This window comes from Halarchaeum sp. CBA1220 (genome assembly GCF_003721175.2).
GTDB classification, from domain to species: Archaea; Halobacteriota; Halobacteria; order Halobacteriales; family Halobacteriaceae; genus Halarchaeum; species Halarchaeum grantii.
Window position 1 is genome coordinate 348,673 of record NZ_CP054707.1, and the last position, 15,409, is coordinate 364,081.

At 70.5% G+C, this 15,409-nt stretch carries 16 protein-coding genes; 10 read left to right on the top strand and 6 right to left on the bottom strand.

Annotated features, from left to right (window positions below; translation table 11 throughout):
- Positions 1-28: 28 nt before the first annotated feature.
- Together EFA46_RS01865 and EFA46_RS01870 are read left to right on the top strand one after the other, a co-directional pair.
- Positions 29-1,132 (top strand): AI-2E family transporter, encoded by a 1,104-nt coding sequence (locus tag EFA46_RS01865; RefSeq protein ID WP_158604251.1) that lies wholly within the window; start codon positions 29-31, stop codon positions 1,130-1,132.
- A gap of 51 nt (positions 1,133-1,183) precedes the next feature.
- A complete protein-coding gene (locus EFA46_RS01870) occupies positions 1,184-2,437 on the top strand; it encodes a tRNA (N(6)-L-threonylcarbamoyladenosine(37)-C(2))-methylthiotransferase (RefSeq protein WP_123075290.1) in 1,254 nt (417 codons plus the stop codon).
- Between the two features lie 28 nt (positions 2,438-2,465).
- On the opposite strand, the gene EFA46_RS01875 is transcribed toward EFA46_RS01870, so the two are convergent.
- Both EFA46_RS01875 and EFA46_RS01880 read right to left on the bottom strand, forming a co-directional pair.
- Positions 2,466-3,383: a cation diffusion facilitator family transporter gene (locus EFA46_RS01875; protein WP_176969826.1), complete on the bottom strand. Its 918-nt coding sequence runs from the start codon at positions 3,381-3,383 to the stop codon at positions 2,466-2,468.
- Between the two features lie 49 nt (positions 3,384-3,432).
- Positions 3,433-3,981 (bottom strand): HIT domain-containing protein, encoded by a 549-nt coding sequence (locus EFA46_RS01880; RefSeq protein WP_123075288.1) that lies wholly within the window; start codon positions 3,979-3,981, stop codon positions 3,433-3,435.
- A gap of 219 nt (positions 3,982-4,200) precedes the next feature.
- Here EFA46_RS01880 and EFA46_RS01885 point away from each other — a divergent pair, with 219 nt between their 5' ends.
- Complete coding sequence (locus EFA46_RS01885; protein WP_255494075.1) at positions 4,201-4,371, top strand: hypothetical protein; 171 nt, start codon at positions 4,201-4,203, stop codon at positions 4,369-4,371.
- 86 nt (positions 4,372-4,457) lie between these two features.
- Here the strand turns inward: EFA46_RS01885 and map are convergent, their stop codons facing one another.
- Positions 4,458-5,354 carry a type II methionyl aminopeptidase gene (gene map / locus EFA46_RS01890; RefSeq protein WP_123075286.1) on the bottom strand — a complete coding sequence of 299 codons (897 nt, stop codon included), beginning with the start codon at positions 5,352-5,354 and terminating at the stop codon, positions 4,458-4,460.
- A gap of 283 nt (positions 5,355-5,637) precedes the next feature.
- On the opposite strand from map, the gene EFA46_RS01895 reads away from it, so the two are divergent.
- The 4 genes from EFA46_RS01895 (at position 5,638) to yciH (ending at position 10,524) form a co-directional block, all read left to right on the top strand.
- Positions 5,638-6,381, top strand: coding sequence for a metallophosphoesterase family protein (locus EFA46_RS01895; protein WP_123075284.1), 744 nt, complete (start codon positions 5,638-5,640; stop codon positions 6,379-6,381).
- Between the two features lie 11 nt (positions 6,382-6,392).
- Positions 6,393-8,642, top strand: coding sequence for a polyphosphate kinase 1 (ppk1, locus tag EFA46_RS01900; RefSeq protein ID WP_123075282.1), 2,250 nt, complete (start codon positions 6,393-6,395; stop codon positions 8,640-8,642).
- 137 nt (positions 8,643-8,779) lie between these two features.
- Complete coding sequence (icd, locus tag EFA46_RS01905; RefSeq protein ID WP_123075280.1) at positions 8,780-10,045, top strand: isocitrate dehydrogenase (NADP(+)); 1,266 nt, start codon at positions 8,780-8,782, stop codon at positions 10,043-10,045.
- Positions 10,046-10,242: 197 nt separating this feature from the next.
- Positions 10,243-10,524 (top strand): stress response translation initiation inhibitor YciH, encoded by a 282-nt coding sequence (yciH, locus tag EFA46_RS01910; RefSeq protein WP_123075278.1) that lies wholly within the window; start codon positions 10,243-10,245, stop codon positions 10,522-10,524.
- Positions 10,525-10,562: 38 nt separating this feature from the next.
- Here yciH and EFA46_RS01915 read toward each other — a convergent pair whose 3' ends face one another.
- Both EFA46_RS01915 and EFA46_RS01920 read right to left on the bottom strand, forming a co-directional pair.
- Positions 10,563-11,249: a hypothetical protein gene (locus tag EFA46_RS01915; RefSeq protein WP_123075276.1), complete on the bottom strand. Its 687-nt coding sequence runs from the start codon at positions 11,247-11,249 to the stop codon at positions 10,563-10,565.
- 2 nt (positions 11,250-11,251) lie between these two features.
- The gene (locus tag EFA46_RS01920) at positions 11,252-11,587 is read right to left on the bottom strand and encodes a cupin domain-containing protein (RefSeq protein ID WP_123077321.1); all 336 of its coding nucleotides are present in this window, start codon (positions 11,585-11,587) and stop codon (positions 11,252-11,254) included.
- Positions 11,588-11,661: 74 nt separating this feature from the next.
- Here EFA46_RS01920 and EFA46_RS01925 point away from each other — a divergent pair, with 74 nt between their 5' ends.
- Entirely contained in the window at positions 11,662-12,183 is a 522-nt protein-coding gene (locus tag EFA46_RS01925) for a DUF5817 domain-containing protein (protein ID WP_123075274.1), read from the top strand.
- A gap of 1 nt (position 12,184) precedes the next feature.
- Here the strand turns inward: EFA46_RS01925 and hmgA are convergent, their stop codons facing one another.
- Positions 12,185-13,405, bottom strand: a complete 1,221-nt coding sequence (gene hmgA, locus EFA46_RS01930) for a hydroxymethylglutaryl-CoA reductase (NADPH) (protein ID WP_123075272.1) — start codon at positions 13,403-13,405, stop codon at positions 12,185-12,187.
- A 77-nt stretch (positions 13,406-13,482) separates the two neighbouring features.
- On the opposite strand from hmgA, the gene EFA46_RS01935 reads away from it, so the two are divergent.
- The gene (locus EFA46_RS01935; protein ID WP_123075270.1) at positions 13,483-13,842 is read left to right on the top strand and encodes a hypothetical protein; all 360 of its coding nucleotides are present in this window, start codon (positions 13,483-13,485) and stop codon (positions 13,840-13,842) included.
- Between the two features lie 54 nt (positions 13,843-13,896).
- The gene (locus EFA46_RS01940) at positions 13,897-15,408 is read left to right on the top strand and encodes an amidohydrolase (protein ID WP_123075268.1); all 1,512 of its coding nucleotides are present in this window, start codon (positions 13,897-13,899) and stop codon (positions 15,406-15,408) included.
- Position 15,409: the final 1 nt, after the last annotated feature.

Below are 15,409 nucleotides of genomic sequence, written 5' to 3' on the forward strand. Positions count from 1 at the left end.
TCTCGTCGCCGTCCGAGTTACGGACACGATGAGCGTCGAGGACTGGATACCCGCCCATCGCGAGCGCGTCGTGCTCTGGGGAATCGTGCTCGCGCTCGCGGGCGTCGTCGCGTTCACGCTCTACTCGTTCGTCGGGACGGTCGTCCTCGGCCTCTTCATCTACTACGGCGTCCGGCCCGTCTATCGACGCCTCGACGAACACCTCCCCGGGGGTCCGGCCGCGCTCTGCACGCTCCTGCTCGTCGCGCTCCCGTTCTTCCTCGTCGCCGCCTACCTCGGCGTGATGGGGTTCCACGAACTCCTGCCGCGCATCAGGAACTACCAGACGGTGCTCCGGCCGTACGTCGACGTCGACCCGCTGCTCCAACAGCCGGTCACGGAGTTCGCCGCCTACCTGCGCGACCCCGCGTCCTCCAGTCTCGCGGGCCTCCTGGAGCAGGCACGCCACTACGTCGACTTCGTCTCGAACGCCCTCATGAACCTCATGCTCGCCGCGCTCTTCGCGTTCTACCTGCTGCGTGACGGGGATTCGATCCGCCGGTGGTTCCGGGGGTTCGCCGGGTCGGACACCACGACGGTGGCGTACGCCAGCGCCGTCGACCAGGACCTCGAGACGATGTATTCGGGGACGGTGCTGATGGTGTTCGTCGTCGCCGTCGGCGCGTTCGTCGCCTACCACGCCTACAACTTCCTCGCGCCCCCGGCCGTCGCCATCCCGTTCCCGACGGCGCTCGCCGTCGCCACCGGACTCACCACGCTGATCCCGCTCATCGTCGGGAAAGTCGTCTACCTCCCGCTCGTCGGCTACCTCGGCTACAGCGCCCTGCGGTCGCCGGACGCGTCGCTCGTCTTCCCGGCGGCGCTCCTCGTGGTGTGTTTCGTCTTCCTCGACTTCCTCCCGATGACGTTCGTCCTCCCCGAACTCGCCGGCCGGGGGACGCACGTCGGCCTCGTACTCTTCGGCTACATCGTCGGAACGATGGTGTTCGGCTGGTACGGCCTCTTCCTCGGGCCGCTCTGCATCGTCCTCTGCGTGCAGGCGGTGCGCATCATCCTCGAACCGCTCGTCCACGGCGAGCGCGTCACCGGCGACGTCGACACCGCCGAAGGCCTCGGGTCGGACCCGCCGTGAACCACCGAAAGCGCGGGGCTTTTGCCGCCGGCCGGAGAACGAGTTGACGAGATGGCCCGGTACCACATCGAGACGTACGGATGCACGTCGAATCGCGGTGAGAGCCGCGAGATCGAGCGACGGCTCCGTGACGCCGGCCACCACCGCGTCGAGGGCGTCGAGGAGGCGGACGTCGCGATCCTGAACACGTGTACCGTGGTCGAGAAGACGGAGCGCAACATGCTCCGCCGGGCGCAGGAGCTCACCGACGAGATCGCGGACCTCTACGTCACCGGCTGTATGGCGCTCGCGCAGGGCGAGGAGTTCCGCGAGGCCGACGTCGACGCCGAGGTCCTGCACTGGGACGAGGTGCCCGAGGCGGTCACGAACGGCGAGTGCCCGACGCCGACGCCGGACGCCGAGCCGATACTCGACGGCGTCGTCGGCATCCTCCCCATCGCGCGCGGCTGCATGTCGAACTGCTCGTACTGCATCACGAAGCAGGCGACCGGCCGCGTCGAGTCGCCCCCCGTCGAGGAGAACGTCGAGAAGGCGCGCGCGCTCGTCCACGCCGGCGCGAAGGAGATCCGCATCACCGGCCAGGACACCGGCGTCTACGGCTGGGACACCGGCGAGCGAAAGCTCCCCGAGCTCCTCGAGCGCATCTGCACCGAGATCGAGGGCGACTTCCGCGTCAGGGTGGGGATGGCGAACCCCGGGGGCATTCACGGCATCCGCGAGGAGCTCGCGGAGGTGTTCGCCGCCCACGACGAGCTCTACAACTTCCTGCACGCGCCCGTCCAGTCCGGGAGCGACGAGGTCCTCGAGGAGATGCGCCGCCAGCACCGCGTCGAGCAGTACGTCGAGATCGTCGAGACGTTCGACGACCACCTGTCGGAGTGGACGCTCTCGACGGACTTCATCGTCGGCTTCCCGACGGAGGACGACGAGGACCACGAGATGTCGATGGCGCTCCTGCGGGAGACGCGCCCGGAGAAGGTGAACGTCACGCGCTTCTCGAAGCGCCCCGGCACCGACGCCGCCGACATGAAGGGCCTCGGCGGGACGCTGAAGAAGGAGCGCTCGAAGGAGATGAGCGCGGCGAAGCGCGACATCGTCGGGGAGGCCTACGAGTCGATGGTCGGCACGGAGCGCGATGTCCTCGTCACCGAGCACGGCACCGGTGACTCCGTGAAGTGCTACGACTCCGCGTACAGGCAGGTCATCGTGCAGAACGCGGACGAGCACGGCCTCGAACCCGGCGACTTCGCGACCGTCGAAGTGACGGGCCACCAGACGATGTACGCGTTCGGCGAACCCCTGTAGGACTCGCGGCGCGTCGGCTCCCCGCGACTCAGCGGTCGTGGCCGAGCAACCCCGCCGCCTCCCGGTCGGCCTTCCACTCGCCGAGTTCCTTCGGGTCGACGTGGACGAAGACGTCGTCGACCTCCGGCATCGAGCGGATGTCCGCCACGACCGCCGACTCGATGTTGTGGGCTTCGAAGAGCGTCAGGTCGCCCTCCACCTCGATGTGGAGGCTGACGTCCACCTCGGGGCCGACGTAGTGCGCGACGACGTCGTGCGCGCCGCGCACGCGGTCGTGGCTGAGCGCGCGCTCGAGGATTTCGCGGCGCAGGTCCTCCGGCGGCGCCGCCCCCACGAGGTAGTTCACGTTGTCCCGGACGATCTCGTAGCCCGTGTAGAGGATGCCGAGCGAGACGACGCCCGCCGCGACCGGGTCGAGCACCGGGACGCCCACCATCGCGCCGAGCACGCCGACGAGCGCCGCGCCCGCCGTCAGGATGTCGTTGCGGTTGTCGAGCGCCGTCGCCACCAGCGCCGGCGAGTTGGTGCGCTCGCCCGTGCGCCGGCAGTAGCGGTAGAGGCCGTACTTCGCGAGCGCCGTGAGCACGAGCACCGCGACGCCGGCGGGCCCGGCCGCGCCGCCGTACGAGCCGGTGAGGACCGCCGTCGACGCGTTGTAGAGGACGCCCGCGCCCGCCGCGAAGACGCCGAGCGCGACGAACAGCGCGACGAACGGCTCGATGCGCTCGTGGCCGTGCGGGTGCTCGAAGTCCGCCGGTCGCGTCGTCAGGTAGAGGCCGCCGAGGACGACGACGCTGTAGACGGCGTCCGCGCCGCTGTTGACCGCTTCGGAACCGACCGCGATGCTCCCGGTGTACCACCAGACGGCCCCCTTCGCGAGGAGGAGGACGAGGTTCGCCGCGAGGACGACGACCCCGGCGCGACGCATCGCGGTCTTCCGGTCCATCGACCAGCGATAGCGGCCCCCGAAGCAAGTGCGTTGCGGAGTTTTCGAGTCAGTCGAAAGCGAGCTCGACCGCCGCGTCCTCCCCGGGGACGGTCGCGCCCGACTGGTCGGCGAACGCGTCGTGCAGGCGGTCGTACGTCTCCTCGAGCGCCTCGACGACGACCTTCGTGTCCGAGATTACGGGCATGAAGTTCGTGTCGCCGTCGAAGCGCGGGACGACGTGCGTGTGGAGGTGGTCGTCGATGCTCCCGCCGGCCGCGCCGCCGCCGAGGTTCAGGCCGGCGTTGTAGGCGTCCGGCCCCACGGCCTCGTCGAGCGCGTCGAACGCGCGCTGTTTGAGCCGCGCGTGGTCGAGGAGGGCGTCGTCGTCGAGCGCCGCGTACTCCCCGCCGTGCGCGAATGGCACGACCATCAGGTGGCCGGGGTTGTACGGCGCGTTGTTCAACAGGACGTAGGCGTGCTCGCTGCGCGCGACGACGAGGTTCTCCCGGGCGTCCGCGCGCTCCGGGAGCTCGCAGAGGACGCACTCATCGATGTCCGGGTTCTTCTCCTCACGTCGCACCCACTCGATGCGCCACGGGGCGAACACCTGCTCCATACCACCGACTCGCGCGGGCGCGACAGGTAGCTTACGGAACGCGGCTGTGTCAGACCGTGACTATATATAGATGTGACGAACGCTCCGTTAGTTATTATCGAATAGTCGAACGGGGCGCTATTCGAGACGTCGAGAAAGGCCGGTGTTTTTGTGTCCGGACGCCGTTGGATGGAACCGAGGGTGGTTCCGATGGCGAGCAAAACACCTCGTTCCGACGGTATGGCGGAATCGTGCGAAAGCTGTGGCAAAGAGACCCCCCACGCGGTCTCCGTCGAGCTGAAGACGGAGTCCGACAAGGACGAGAACGCCGAGTTCTCGCGCGAGCCGTACCGCGTCGCGAAGTGTCGCGTCTGCGGTGAGACGACGTCGACCCGAATGAACAACGCGTAAACCACGACGCGCGGTCAATCGTCGTCACCTCCCCCCTCGTATTTCTTCGGCGGCGAGGCACGCCCCGCGTAGCCCCGCGTCCGTCGTTACGACTCCGTCGTCGCCTCGTAGCCGTCCTCGGTGACGATGATCGTGTGCTCGGCCTGACTGACGAGGTCGCCCTCCGACTCCTGGAGGACGGGGTACGAGCGGAGGACGCCCTCCATCTCGAGGCGCCGGACCGCCATGTCCGCGCGCGGCGAGTCCAGCCAGCGCTTCGCGAACGGGAGCTCGCGGTACTCCTCGCGCACCGTCTCGAGCACCTGACGGGCCTGCCGGTTGCGCACCGAGCGGTCGTCGACGAGCGAGTAAATCTCCGTCTTCGAGCCCTCCGTCACCTTTCCGGAGCCCGTCGTCGCGAACGGCTCGACGGCGAGCACGTCGCCCGCCTCAAGGACCGTGCCCTGCTGGGTGCCGCGGTTCGGCACGCTCGGGTCCGTGTGCGCGTCCCACTGCTCGAGACCGTGCCCGGAGAGGTTCACGATGGGCTGGTAGCCGTACGCCTCGATGACGTCCGCGACCTCCGCGCCGATTTCGCCGGTGTGCGCGCCCGCCTCCACGACGTCGAGGCCGGCGTCGAGCGCCTCCTCGGCGGCCTCCTTCAGCTCGGGGTTCCCGGAGAGGTCGACGGTGCGTGCGGCGTCCGCGATGTAGCCCTCGACGTGGACGCCGACGTCCAGACAGACCATCTCCTCGCCGAACTCGACGTCGTCGTCGCCGTGCGGGGAGGCGTGGCTCGCCTCGTTGTCGACGCTGATGTTCACGGGGAACGCCGGCTTCCCGCCGAGCTCCCGGATGCGGTCCTCCGCGAACTCGGCGACCTCGAGGTGGGTCGCGCCGACCTCGACGCGTTCCTCGGCCTCGTCGAGCACCTGCGCGAGGATGTCGCCCGCCTCCTGATACGTCTCGTACGCCTCGCTTCCGAGTTCCACGGTGTCCGTCATGACCCGAAGTTGGCGCGCTCGGCTTTTTACCGTTCGGGTCCGCTCGCGCGACGTACGGGGCGACGGTGGCGTGTGAGCACGCATCGCACCCTCGCCTCGCGGGGCGGCCGTTCGCGCCCCGCGCGCTCCTCGACGCCTCGAGCGCGGCGTCCGAGTCGCGGCCTCCGGGCCGCTATATAGCCGTACGGTGGCCTATTAGCAACTGATTAAACCGAAACGCGGCCTACGTTCGGGCGAGTGCACGGGGCGGCCTCGACCGGTGCGAACGCCCCCGAACCACACCATGAGCACGCCACCTCAGTTCAGCGACGACGTCGAAGCACACCACGAGCGACTCGACCTCCCGGCGGACGGCGACGTCTACATCGTCGGGGACGTCCACGGCAGTCGCGCGGCGCTCGAACGCCTCCTCGCGGCCCTCGACCTCGGCGAGGACGACCGCGTCGTCTTCGTCGGCGACCTCGTCCGGAAGGGGCCCGACAGCCCCGGCGTCGTCGACCTCGTCCGCTCCGACGAGCGCCTCGTGAGCGTGCGGGGGAACAACGAGCAGAAGGTCGTGCGCGGCGACAAGGACCCCGACTGGCTCCGCGAGAGCGACCGGGAGTACTTCGCGTCGATGCCGGTCGCCATCTCCTTCGACGACGCGCTCGTCGTCCACGGCGGCGTCGACCCCGAGCGCCCGCTCGACGAGCACGGCATCGAGGAGCTCCTGACGATGCGCGCGCCGCAGGGCGACGGCTACGACGGCCCGTTCTGGTACGAGGACTACGACGGCCCCCACCGGGTCTTCTTCGGGCACACCGTCCACGACCGGCCGGTCGAGCGCGAGCACGCCGTCGGCCTCGACACCGGCTGCGTCTACGGCGGGACGCTCACCGCCTACGACTACCGCCGCGACCGCTTCGTCACCGTCGAACCGACGGCGACCCACGAGGGACGCAGCGACGCGAAGATCGTCGACCCGGTCGAGGCCGCCACCACCGACCCCGTTTCGGGTCGCGGCGTCGGAGTGACCGGGGGAAACTGACCGGGGGCGCGATGGCCGGAGTCCTCGCGCCCGACGAGAGCGACCGCTACCTGAGCCGCGAGCTCAGCGAGCTCGCCTTCCAGCGACGCGTCCTGCACGAAGCGACCGACGAGCGCAACCCCGTCCTCGAGCGCGTGAAGTTCCTCGCCATCTTCACGCAGAACCTCGACGAGTTCTTCCAGAAACGCATCGGCGCGCTGAAGGCGAGCGTCGACGCCGGCGTCACCGAGCGCACCGCCGACGGCCGCACGCCCGAGACGGAGTGGCGCGAGTCCATCGACGTCGCCCGCGGGCTCTTCCGCAAGCAGGCGGCGTGCTACCGCGACCTCGTCACGACCGCCCTCGCCGCGGCGGGCATCGACCTCGTCGGCTACGACGACCTCGACGCCGCGACGCGCGAGGAGCTCCGCGAGCGCTTCGAGTCGGACGTCCTCCCGACGCTCACGCCGCTGACGTTCGACCCCGCCCACCCCTTCCCGCACATCTCGAACCTCAGCCTCTCCATCGCCGTCCTGACGCGCGAGACGGACGACGAGGGGGAGCGCGCCCGCGAGGACGAGGAGATCGGCGACGAGCTGACGTTCTCCCGAGTGAAGGTTCCCGGGAACCGCTCGCGACTCGTCGACGTCGGCGACGACACCTACGTCCCCGTCGAGGAGGTCATCCGGCACAACCTCGACCTGCTCTTCCCGAACGTCGACGTCGTCGATCACTCCGTCTTCCGCGTCACCCGGAGCGCCGAGGTCGCGAGCGACGACGAGACGCCCGACGACCTGACGAACCGCGTCGAGTCCGTCCTCCGCCAGCGCCGCTTCGCCCACGTCGTCCGCCTCGACGTCGAGTCCGACACGCCCGAGCGCGTCGTCGACCTCCTGCGCGAGCAACTCGACCTCGAGGAGCGCGAGGTGTTCCGCCTCGACGGCCTCCTCGACTACCGCGGGCTGATGTCGCTCACCGACCTCGACCGGCCCGAGGCGAAGCTCGACCCGTGGCAGCCCCGCGAGCACCCCCGTCTCACCGACGGCGACGACGTCTTCGACGTCGTCCGCGAGAAACCGCTCCTCGTCCACCACCCCTATCACTCCTTTCGCAAGACGGTCGAGCGCTTCCTCCGCGAGGCCGCCCACGACCCGGACGTGCTCGCCATAAAGGCCGCCATCTACCGGACGGCGCGGGACTCGAAGGTCATCGAGGCGCTCATCGAGGCCGCGCGCAACGGCAAGCAGGTCGCGGTCATGGTCGAGCTGAGCGCGCGCTTCGACGAGGAGAACAACCTCCGGTGGGCGGACCGGCTGGAGGAGGAGGGCATCCACGTCGCCTACGGCACCATCGGCTACAAGACGCACACGAAGACGGCGCTCGTCGTCCGCGAGGAGGAGCCCGGCGTCCGGCTCTACTCGCACGTCGCCACCGGCAACTACCACTCCGAGACCGCCGAGCGCTACGAGGACCTCGGCCTCCTCACCGCCGACCGCGCCGTCGGCGACGACCTCGTCCGGCTCTTCAACTACTTCACCGGCCACTCGCTCCACGAGGAGTACGACAAGCTCCTCATCGCGCCGACGACGATGCGCGAGCGCTTCGTCGAGCTGGTTCGACGCGAGGTCGAGTACGCCGAGGCCGGCGAGGACGCCCGCATCGTCGCGAAGATGAACCGCCTCGAGGACCCGGCGATGATCGACGAGCTCTATCGCGCCTCGCAGGCCGGCGTCGAGATCGACCTCGTCGTCCGCGACGTCTGCCGCCTCCGTCCCGGCGTCGAGGGCCTCAGCGAGAACGTCGGCGTTCGGAGCGTCGTCGGGCGCTTCCTCGAGCACTCCCGCGTCTACTACTTCGCGCACGGCGCCGCCGACACCCACCCGCACGCCGACGCCGACACCGGCGCCGACGAGGGCGGAGACGCGGACGCCTACTTCATCGGCTCCGCCGACTGGATGGCGCGCAACCTCGACCAGCGCGTCGAAGCCGTCACGCCGGTCGAGGACCCCGACCTCCGCGACTACCTCGGGCGCCTCCTCGAGACGATGCTGGCCGACAACCGCAAGGCGTGGACGATGAACGGCGACGGCACCTACGACCTCGAACACCCCGACGACGGCGCGCCGGTGGTGAACGCACAGGAGGCGTTCATGCGGCTCGCGGCCGCCGACGCGCCCGCCGGCGGGAGCAAACACGAGGGGCGACGCGCGCCCGACCCCCCGCTCACGCCCGCCGAGATCAGCGACGTCCTCACCGCCGAGCGCGACGGGGACGACGACTGACGCCGTCTCGAGGGACGCTCTCGGCCGGTCTCTCGCGGACCGTACGCACGACGACGACCCGGAATATCGACGATTGACGTATTGATTCGCGGAAACAGCAGTCCTTTTAGGCGCGCGCCGGGAGGGTTCGAAACGAGATGAGCTACGAGTACGAGCAAGTCGAAGTCCCCGATCAGGGGGAGAAGGTCACGTACGACGAGGACGCGGACGAACTCGTCGTCCCCGACAACCCCATCATCCCCATCATCTACGGGGACGGCATCGGGAAGGACGTCGCGCCCGTCGCACAGAAGGTCCTCGACGCCGCCGCCGACGCGACCGGCCGCGACATCAACTGGATGCGCGTCTTCGCCGGCGAGAGCGCGCGCGAGAAGTACGACGAGAACCTCCCCGACGACACCGTCAACGCCCTGCGCGAGTTCCGCGCCTCCATCAAGGGCCCGCTCACGACGCCCGTCGGCGCCGGCTTCCGGAGCCTGAACGTCGCGCTCCGCAAGAAGCTCGACCTCTACACGAACATGCGCCCCACCTACTACCTCGAGGGCGTTCCGTCCCCGGTCTCCGAGCCCGAGGAGATGGACATGGTCAACTTCCGCGAGAACACCGAGGACGTCTACGCCGGCATCGAGTGGGAGGCCGGCACCGACGAGGTCGAGGAGGTCCGGGAGTTCGTCGAGGACGAGATGGGCTTCGACGCCACCATCCACGACGGCCCCGTCGGCATCGGCATCAAGCCCATCACCGAGTTCGGCACGAAGCGCCTCGTCCGGCAGGCCATCGAGTACGCCATCGAGAACGACCGTGACTCCGTCACGCTCGTTCACAAGGGCAACATCATGAAGTTCACCGAGGGCGCCTTCCGCGACTGGGGCTACGAGATCGCCGCCGAGGAGTTCCCCGAGCAGACCATCGACGAGGACACCCTCTGGGAGGAGTACGACGGCGAGGCCCCCGAGGACACCGTCGTCGTCAAGGACCGCATCGCGGACAACATGCTCCAGCAGCTCCTCACGCGCACGGACAACTACGACGTGCTCGCGATGCCGAACCTCAACGGCGACTACCTCAGCGACGCCGCGGGCGCCCAGATCGGCGGCCTCGGCATCGCGCCCGGCGCCAACCTCGGCGACGGCCGCGTCCTCGCCGAGCCCGTGCACGGCAGCGCGCCCAAGCACGCCGGCAAGGACAAGGCGAACCCGACCGCGATGATCCTCTCCGGGAAGATCCTCCTCGAACAGCTCGGCTGGGACGACGCCGCCGACCTCGTCCACGACGCCGTCGAGGCGCAGATCTCCGAGCACCGCGTCACCTACGACCTCGAGCGGCAGGTCGAGGGCGGCGTCAAGCTCGCCGCCTCCGAGTACGCCGACGAGATCGTCGACCGCATCGAGGACCTCGCGTAAGCGAGTCTTCGGTCAGTCGGAACTCCGTTCCGACGCAATCGAGGATCTCGCCTAGACGGCTCGGTCCTCTCCGCGAGAACGCGCACCGATTCTCCCCGTTTTTCGCGCGCCGCCAGCGACGGCGTCGGCCGCCCGTCCCGCGCTTCGCCCGTCGTCGGCCACGTAGCTTCTTTGTCCGTGACCCACAACGTCCGAGTATGGCAGACGACCCGTTCGCGGACATCCCCGGAATCGAGGAGGACCTCGCGCGCGCCGAAGAGCACCTGACGGTACGCGTCGAGCGCCGCACCTACAACAAGCCCGTCACCATCGTCGAGGGGTTCGACGAGGAGGCGACCGACCTGCAGGACGTCGCGACGAAGCTGAAGAAGAAACTCGGCGCCGGCGGCACGGTGAACGACGGCACGGTCGAGATTCAGGGCGACCACGTCGACCGCGTCCCCGACATCCTGGAGGAGATGGGGTTCAACGTCGAGTAGGTCGCGCTCCGCGCGACCGAAAAGCGCGCCGGCGCGCGTCACTCGCCGTCGGGTTCGACGCCCCCGCCGGCGCGTCCGTCGCCCTCGAAGCGCCGCTGATAGCGACGTATCCAGAGGGCGATGAGCGGCGTGCCGACGGCGGTCGGCCAGAGCCACCGGACGACTGGCGGGAGCATCGTGAGGTTCACGGCGGAGACGGCGGTGACGGTGGCGATGTAGCCGCCGAGCATCCGCGCGACGTGCCGGTAGAGCCAGTCGAAGCGCGACGACGGGCCGCGATGGAACGTCGCGGCGTCCTGGGCGGCGAAGGCGAGCGCGAGGCCGCCGAAGGCGACGAGGACGGCTCCCCGCGAGGCGCCGTCGAGGACGCCGGCGACGCCGAGCGCGACCATCCCGGCGGCGACGAGGCCGGCGAGACCGGCGGCGGCGTAGTCGAGGCGGCCGGCGCTCCCGGGGCGTTTCTGCGAGAGCGCGCGGTAGCCCGCGAAGACGACGTAGCCGCTGAACACCGCGATGGTGGCGAGGAAGGCGTCGCGCGTGAACGCGGTTATCGCGAGGGCGCTGAGGACGACGCCCGCTATCGCGGCGACGAACGCCTTCCCGAAGTTTCGGTGGCGGCGCCCGCCCTTCTTCGTCGCCATCGCGCCGAGGCCGGCGCAGAGCGCGACCGCGCCGAGCGCGATATGTACCCAGAGCACGGGCCGGACCGGGGCGGGGACCGGCATCCTCAGGCCCAGTCGGGGTCCGGTCGCGGCGGGCTGAAGACGTCGATGCCCGTGACGGCCTCGTCGCCCTCGTTGACGGCGGCGTGTGGCTCACCACCGGGGATGACGTAGGATTCGCCCGGTCCGACGGTCCGGCGGTCGCCGTCGCGGACGAAGGTGAGCGTGCCCGCGTGAATCGTCCCGCTCTGCTCCTGTGGGTGGCTGTGTTCGGGGACGGCGGCGCCGGGCTCGATGCGGAAGGCCTGGACGCTCAGCTTCTCGCCGACGGCGAGCTGTTGGAGGAAGACGCCGTCGGCGACTTCGGTCGCGTCGTCGGAATCGAACGCGTCGACGTGCATACACGGCGGTTCGACGGGCACACCCGAGAGCGTTTGGGGACGGGTTTATGCCCGCGAGGGTGCGAACGGGAGGTATGTACGCCGTCGTCGGGTGTAGCGACTGCTCGATGCTCTGGGTGGTCGAGGGGCGCCCGGAGCGCACCGAGTGCCCGCGCTGCGGGACGAGCAAGGCGCACGCGAAGCGCAAGCAGTTCGTGACGACCGAGGACCGCGAGCACGCCGCCGAGGTGCGCGCGTCGATGCTCGCGAACCGCTCGGGCTACGGGGAGGCGTTCGCGGACCTCGACTCCTATGCGGCGATGGGCGAGCGGGCCGACGAGGCCGTCGTGGACGACGAGGAGTACCTCGACGCGGCGGGCGTGGACACCGACGAGGCGCGCGCGGCGGACGAGCGCGCGAGTTCCTCGGGCGGGTCGGTCTCCCGGACGGAGCGCGTGAAGGAGGCGCTCCACGAACTCGATTCGCCGACGGCGGACGACGTCGCCGGCTACTGCGAGGAGCACGGCGTCTCCGAGTCGTTCGCCCGCGAGGCCCTGGAGCGACTCGCGCGACGCGGTGAGGCCTCGGAAAGCCGGGGCGTCTACCGCCTGCTCTGAGTTATCGCCCGAGGTCCTCGTGCGCGGAGGAGAGGTGTCGGGAGGCGAGCGCGGCGAGCAGGGAGAGTTCGCCGGCGAGCGCGCCGGCGGCGATGACCTCCGCGAGTTCGTCGGCGTTCGAGCCGGCGGGGTCGCCGCCGCCGCGAACGCCGAGGACGTCGAGGGCTTCGGCCTGCGTCGGGAGCTTCGTGCCGCCGCCGACGGTTCCCACCTCGAGGGACGCGAGGTTGACGGAGGCGTAGAGCTCGTCCTCCCTCGCTTCGACGGTCGTGATGCAGTTCGAGCCCTCGACGACCTGCGCGGCGTCCTGCCCGGTGGCGAGGAAGACGGCGGCGACGACGTTCGCGGCGTGCGCGTTGAAGCCGAGGCTCCCGGCTTTCGCGGACCCGACGAGGTTCTTGCGCGTGTTCACCTCGGCGATGGCCTCGGGCGTCGTCTTGAAGCGCTCCTCAACGACGTCGCGCGGGATGTGGACGTCCGCCGTGACGGTCCGTCCGCGCCCCTCGACGGCGTTGATGGCGGCGGGCTTCTTGTCCGCGCAGAGGTTCCCGGAGAGCGCGACGAGTTCGGCGGGCGTGTTCGCCTCGACGACCTCGCAGGCCTCGCCGGTGGCGATGGTCGCCATGTTCATCCCCATCGCGTCGGCAGTGTCGTAGGAGAAGCGCAGGTAGACGTTGTCGCCGACGACGTAGTGCGTCACCTCCTGGAGCGTCCCGTGGTCCGTCGTGGACTCGGCGGCCGCCTTGAGGTCCGCGAAGTGCTCGTCCACCCAGCGCGCGACCTCGGCGCCCTCGGTGACGTCCGCAACGCGGAAGACCGGCGCGCGCGTCATCCCGCGCTTCGTGACGCGCGCGTTCGCGCCGCCGGCGGCGGTGATGGCCGAGCAGCCACGGTTGACGGAGGCGAGGAGCGCGCCCTCGGTGGTGGCCATCGGGAGGTAGTACGCCTCGCTCGCGGCGTCGCCCTCGACGGCGACGGGGCCGGCGACGCCGAAGGGAATCTGGGTGCCGCCGACGAGGTTCTCGATGGCCGAGTCCGCAGCGGCCTCGGGGTCGAAGGCGTAGTCGCCGGTGACGTCGAGGGCGGCGCCGGTCTCGCGTTCGAGGAGGCGACGGCGGGCCGCGGCGGCCGTCTCGGCGTCCGCGTGCTCTTCGAGCTCGTAGAGGCGCAGGTCGCCGTCCCGCACTCGCTCGGCGAGGGCGTCGGCGTCGTGGTCGCTCATACCGCCCTCTGGGCGAGCCACGCCCCTAAACGGTTCGTATCGGTGCGTACTTCCCGACGGCGTCGATAGTCGGCCGTATGAGCCGTCTCGACACCGCGTTCCGGGCGATACTCGGCTGGTTCCTCGCGGCGCCGCTCGCGTTCGCGCTCGTCGCGCTGTTCACGCCGCCCGACCCGTTCACGCAGCTCGTCTACGGGGTTCCGCTCGCGTTCGGGTGCGGCCTCCTCGGCGCGTACGCCGCCGTCCGCGCCGAGGTGGCGCCACGACGGCTCGCGTCCGCGCTCGTCGCGTTCTACCTCGCGTCGTTCGCGGCGCTCGTCGCCATCCAGACGGTCGCGAACGCCACCGTCGGCTGGATAGAGGGGCCGTTCGACGACGTCGCCTCGCTCGCCGTCGGCCTGCTCGCCGCGTACTGGGTCGGGTTCCGCCGGCGCTGAGCGCCCGAGTCGGGTTCCCGAACGTTCTTGCCGCCGCCGGACCCGCTTGCAGGCATGAGCGCGGACGCGGACGTCGTCTTCGTGAACGGCGAGGTCCACACGCTTGGGGAACCGGACGAGACGTACGAGGCGCTCGCGGTGCGCGACGGCCGCGTGTCGCGCCTCGACTCCGACTACGAGGTCGACTTCTCCGTGGGCGTCGAGACGGACGTCATCGACCTCGGGGGACGCGTCCTCCTCCCGGGGTTCGTGGACGCGCACGTCCACTTCGCGACGACCGGCCGCTACCGCGTCGAGGCGGACCTCCGGGACGCGGCCGACCGCGGGGAGTGCGTCGACGCGCTCCGCGAGCAGGCCGCCGCCTCGGAGGGGTGGGTGCTCGGCTGGGGGTTCGACGAGTCGACGTGGCCGGACGGCGCGCCGACGCGCGCGGACCTCGACGCGGTGAGCGAGACGCGCCCCGTCGCGGCCGTCCGCGTGGACATGCACACCGCCGTCCTGAACGGCGTCGCGCTCGAGCGCCTCGACGCGGCGATGCCGGCGGGCGACGTCGGCGAGGACGGCCGGATCGTCGAGAACGCGGTGGACGCCCTCTACGAGGCCGTCGAGCCGTCGCCGGCGGAGATGCGCGAGCTGCTCGCGGCCGCCCAGCGCCACGCGAACGCGCGCGGCGTGACGGCCGTCCACGACATGGTGCGGCGCTCGAACGCCCCGGCGGTCTACCGCGAGATGGCGGCCGAGGGCGACCTCTCGGTGCGCGTGCGCCTGAACTACTGGGCGGACCACCTCGACGCGCTCGAGGAGCTCGGCGCGCGCACGAACCACGGGAGCGAGTGGGTGGAGACGGGAGCCGTCAAGACGTTCACGGACGGGAGCCTCGGCGCGGGCACCGCGAAGCTCTCCGAGCCGTACGCCGACTCGGGGGGAACGGGCCAGTGGGTGGTCGAGCCCGAGGAACTCCGCGAGATCGTGCGGCGCGCAGACGCCGCCGGCCTGCAGGTCGCGGCGCACGCGATCGGCGACGAGGCCATCGAGGCCGTCCTCGACGCCTACGAGACGGAGACGCCGAATCCGGGGAAGATGCGCCACCGGCTCGAGCACGCGGAGCTCGCGACGGACGCGCAGATCGAGCGGCTCGCGGAGCTCGGCGTCGTCGCGTCGATGCAGCCGAACTTCCACCGGTGGACGGGCGCGGACGGCCTCTACGCGGACCGCCTCGGGCCGGAGCGCCGCCGGGGGACGAACCGCTTCCGCGCGGTCGCGGACGCGGGCGCGCACCTCGCGTTCTCCAGCGACTCGATGCCGCTCGACCCGCTCTACGGCGTCGCGTTCGCGGTCGACCCGCCGACGGGCGAGGCGCTCTCGGTGACGGAGGCGCTGCGCGCGTACACGGCGGGCGGGGCGTACGCGGGCTTCAGCGAGGACCGGCGGGGCGCGCTCGCGGTCGGGTCGGACGCCGACCTCGTCGTCCTCGACGGGTCGCCGTGGGAGGCCGACGAACTCACCGACGTGGCGGTCGCGATGACGGTCGTGGACGGCGACGTCGTCTACGACGCGCGCCCGTAGT

What these genes read in the sequence shown, in the direction of transcription:
- EFA46_RS01865 (WP_158604251.1), top strand. Translation starts at nt 29, where the DNA reads ATGAGCGTCGAGGACTGGATACCCGCCCATCGCGAGCGCGTCGTGCTC.
- EFA46_RS01870 (WP_123075290.1), top strand. Translation starts at nt 1,184, where the DNA reads ATGGCCCGGTACCACATCGAGACGTACGGATGCACGTCGAATCGCGGT.
- EFA46_RS01875 (WP_176969826.1), bottom strand. Translation starts at nt 3,383, where the DNA reads ATGGACCGGAAGACCGCGATGCGTCGCGCCGGGGTCGTCGTCCTCGCG.
- EFA46_RS01880 (WP_123075288.1), bottom strand. Translation starts at nt 3,981, where the DNA reads ATGGAGCAGGTGTTCGCCCCGTGGCGCATCGAGTGGGTGCGACGTGAG.
- EFA46_RS01885 (WP_255494075.1), top strand. Translation starts at nt 4,201, where the DNA reads ATGGCGGAATCGTGCGAAAGCTGTGGCAAAGAGACCCCCCACGCGGTC.
- map (WP_123075286.1), bottom strand. Translation starts at nt 5,354, where the DNA reads ATGACGGACACCGTGGAACTCGGAAGCGAGGCGTACGAGACGTATCAG.
- EFA46_RS01895 (WP_123075284.1), top strand. Translation starts at nt 5,638, where the DNA reads ATGAGCACGCCACCTCAGTTCAGCGACGACGTCGAAGCACACCACGAG.
- ppk1 (WP_123075282.1), top strand. Translation starts at nt 6,393, where the DNA reads ATGGCCGGAGTCCTCGCGCCCGACGAGAGCGACCGCTACCTGAGCCGC.
- icd (WP_123075280.1), top strand. Translation starts at nt 8,780, where the DNA reads ATGAGCTACGAGTACGAGCAAGTCGAAGTCCCCGATCAGGGGGAGAAG.
- yciH (WP_123075278.1), top strand. Translation starts at nt 10,243, where the DNA reads ATGGCAGACGACCCGTTCGCGGACATCCCCGGAATCGAGGAGGACCTC.
- EFA46_RS01915 (WP_123075276.1), bottom strand. Translation starts at nt 11,249, where the DNA reads ATGCCGGTCCCCGCCCCGGTCCGGCCCGTGCTCTGGGTACATATCGCG.
- EFA46_RS01920 (WP_123077321.1), bottom strand. Translation starts at nt 11,587, where the DNA reads ATGCACGTCGACGCGTTCGATTCCGACGACGCGACCGAAGTCGCCGAC.
- EFA46_RS01925 (WP_123075274.1), top strand. Translation starts at nt 11,662, where the DNA reads ATGTACGCCGTCGTCGGGTGTAGCGACTGCTCGATGCTCTGGGTGGTC.
- hmgA (WP_123075272.1), bottom strand. Translation starts at nt 13,405, where the DNA reads ATGAGCGACCACGACGCCGACGCCCTCGCCGAGCGAGTGCGGGACGGC.
- EFA46_RS01935 (WP_123075270.1), top strand. Translation starts at nt 13,483, where the DNA reads ATGAGCCGTCTCGACACCGCGTTCCGGGCGATACTCGGCTGGTTCCTC.
- EFA46_RS01940 (WP_123075268.1), top strand. Translation starts at nt 13,897, where the DNA reads ATGAGCGCGGACGCGGACGTCGTCTTCGTGAACGGCGAGGTCCACACG.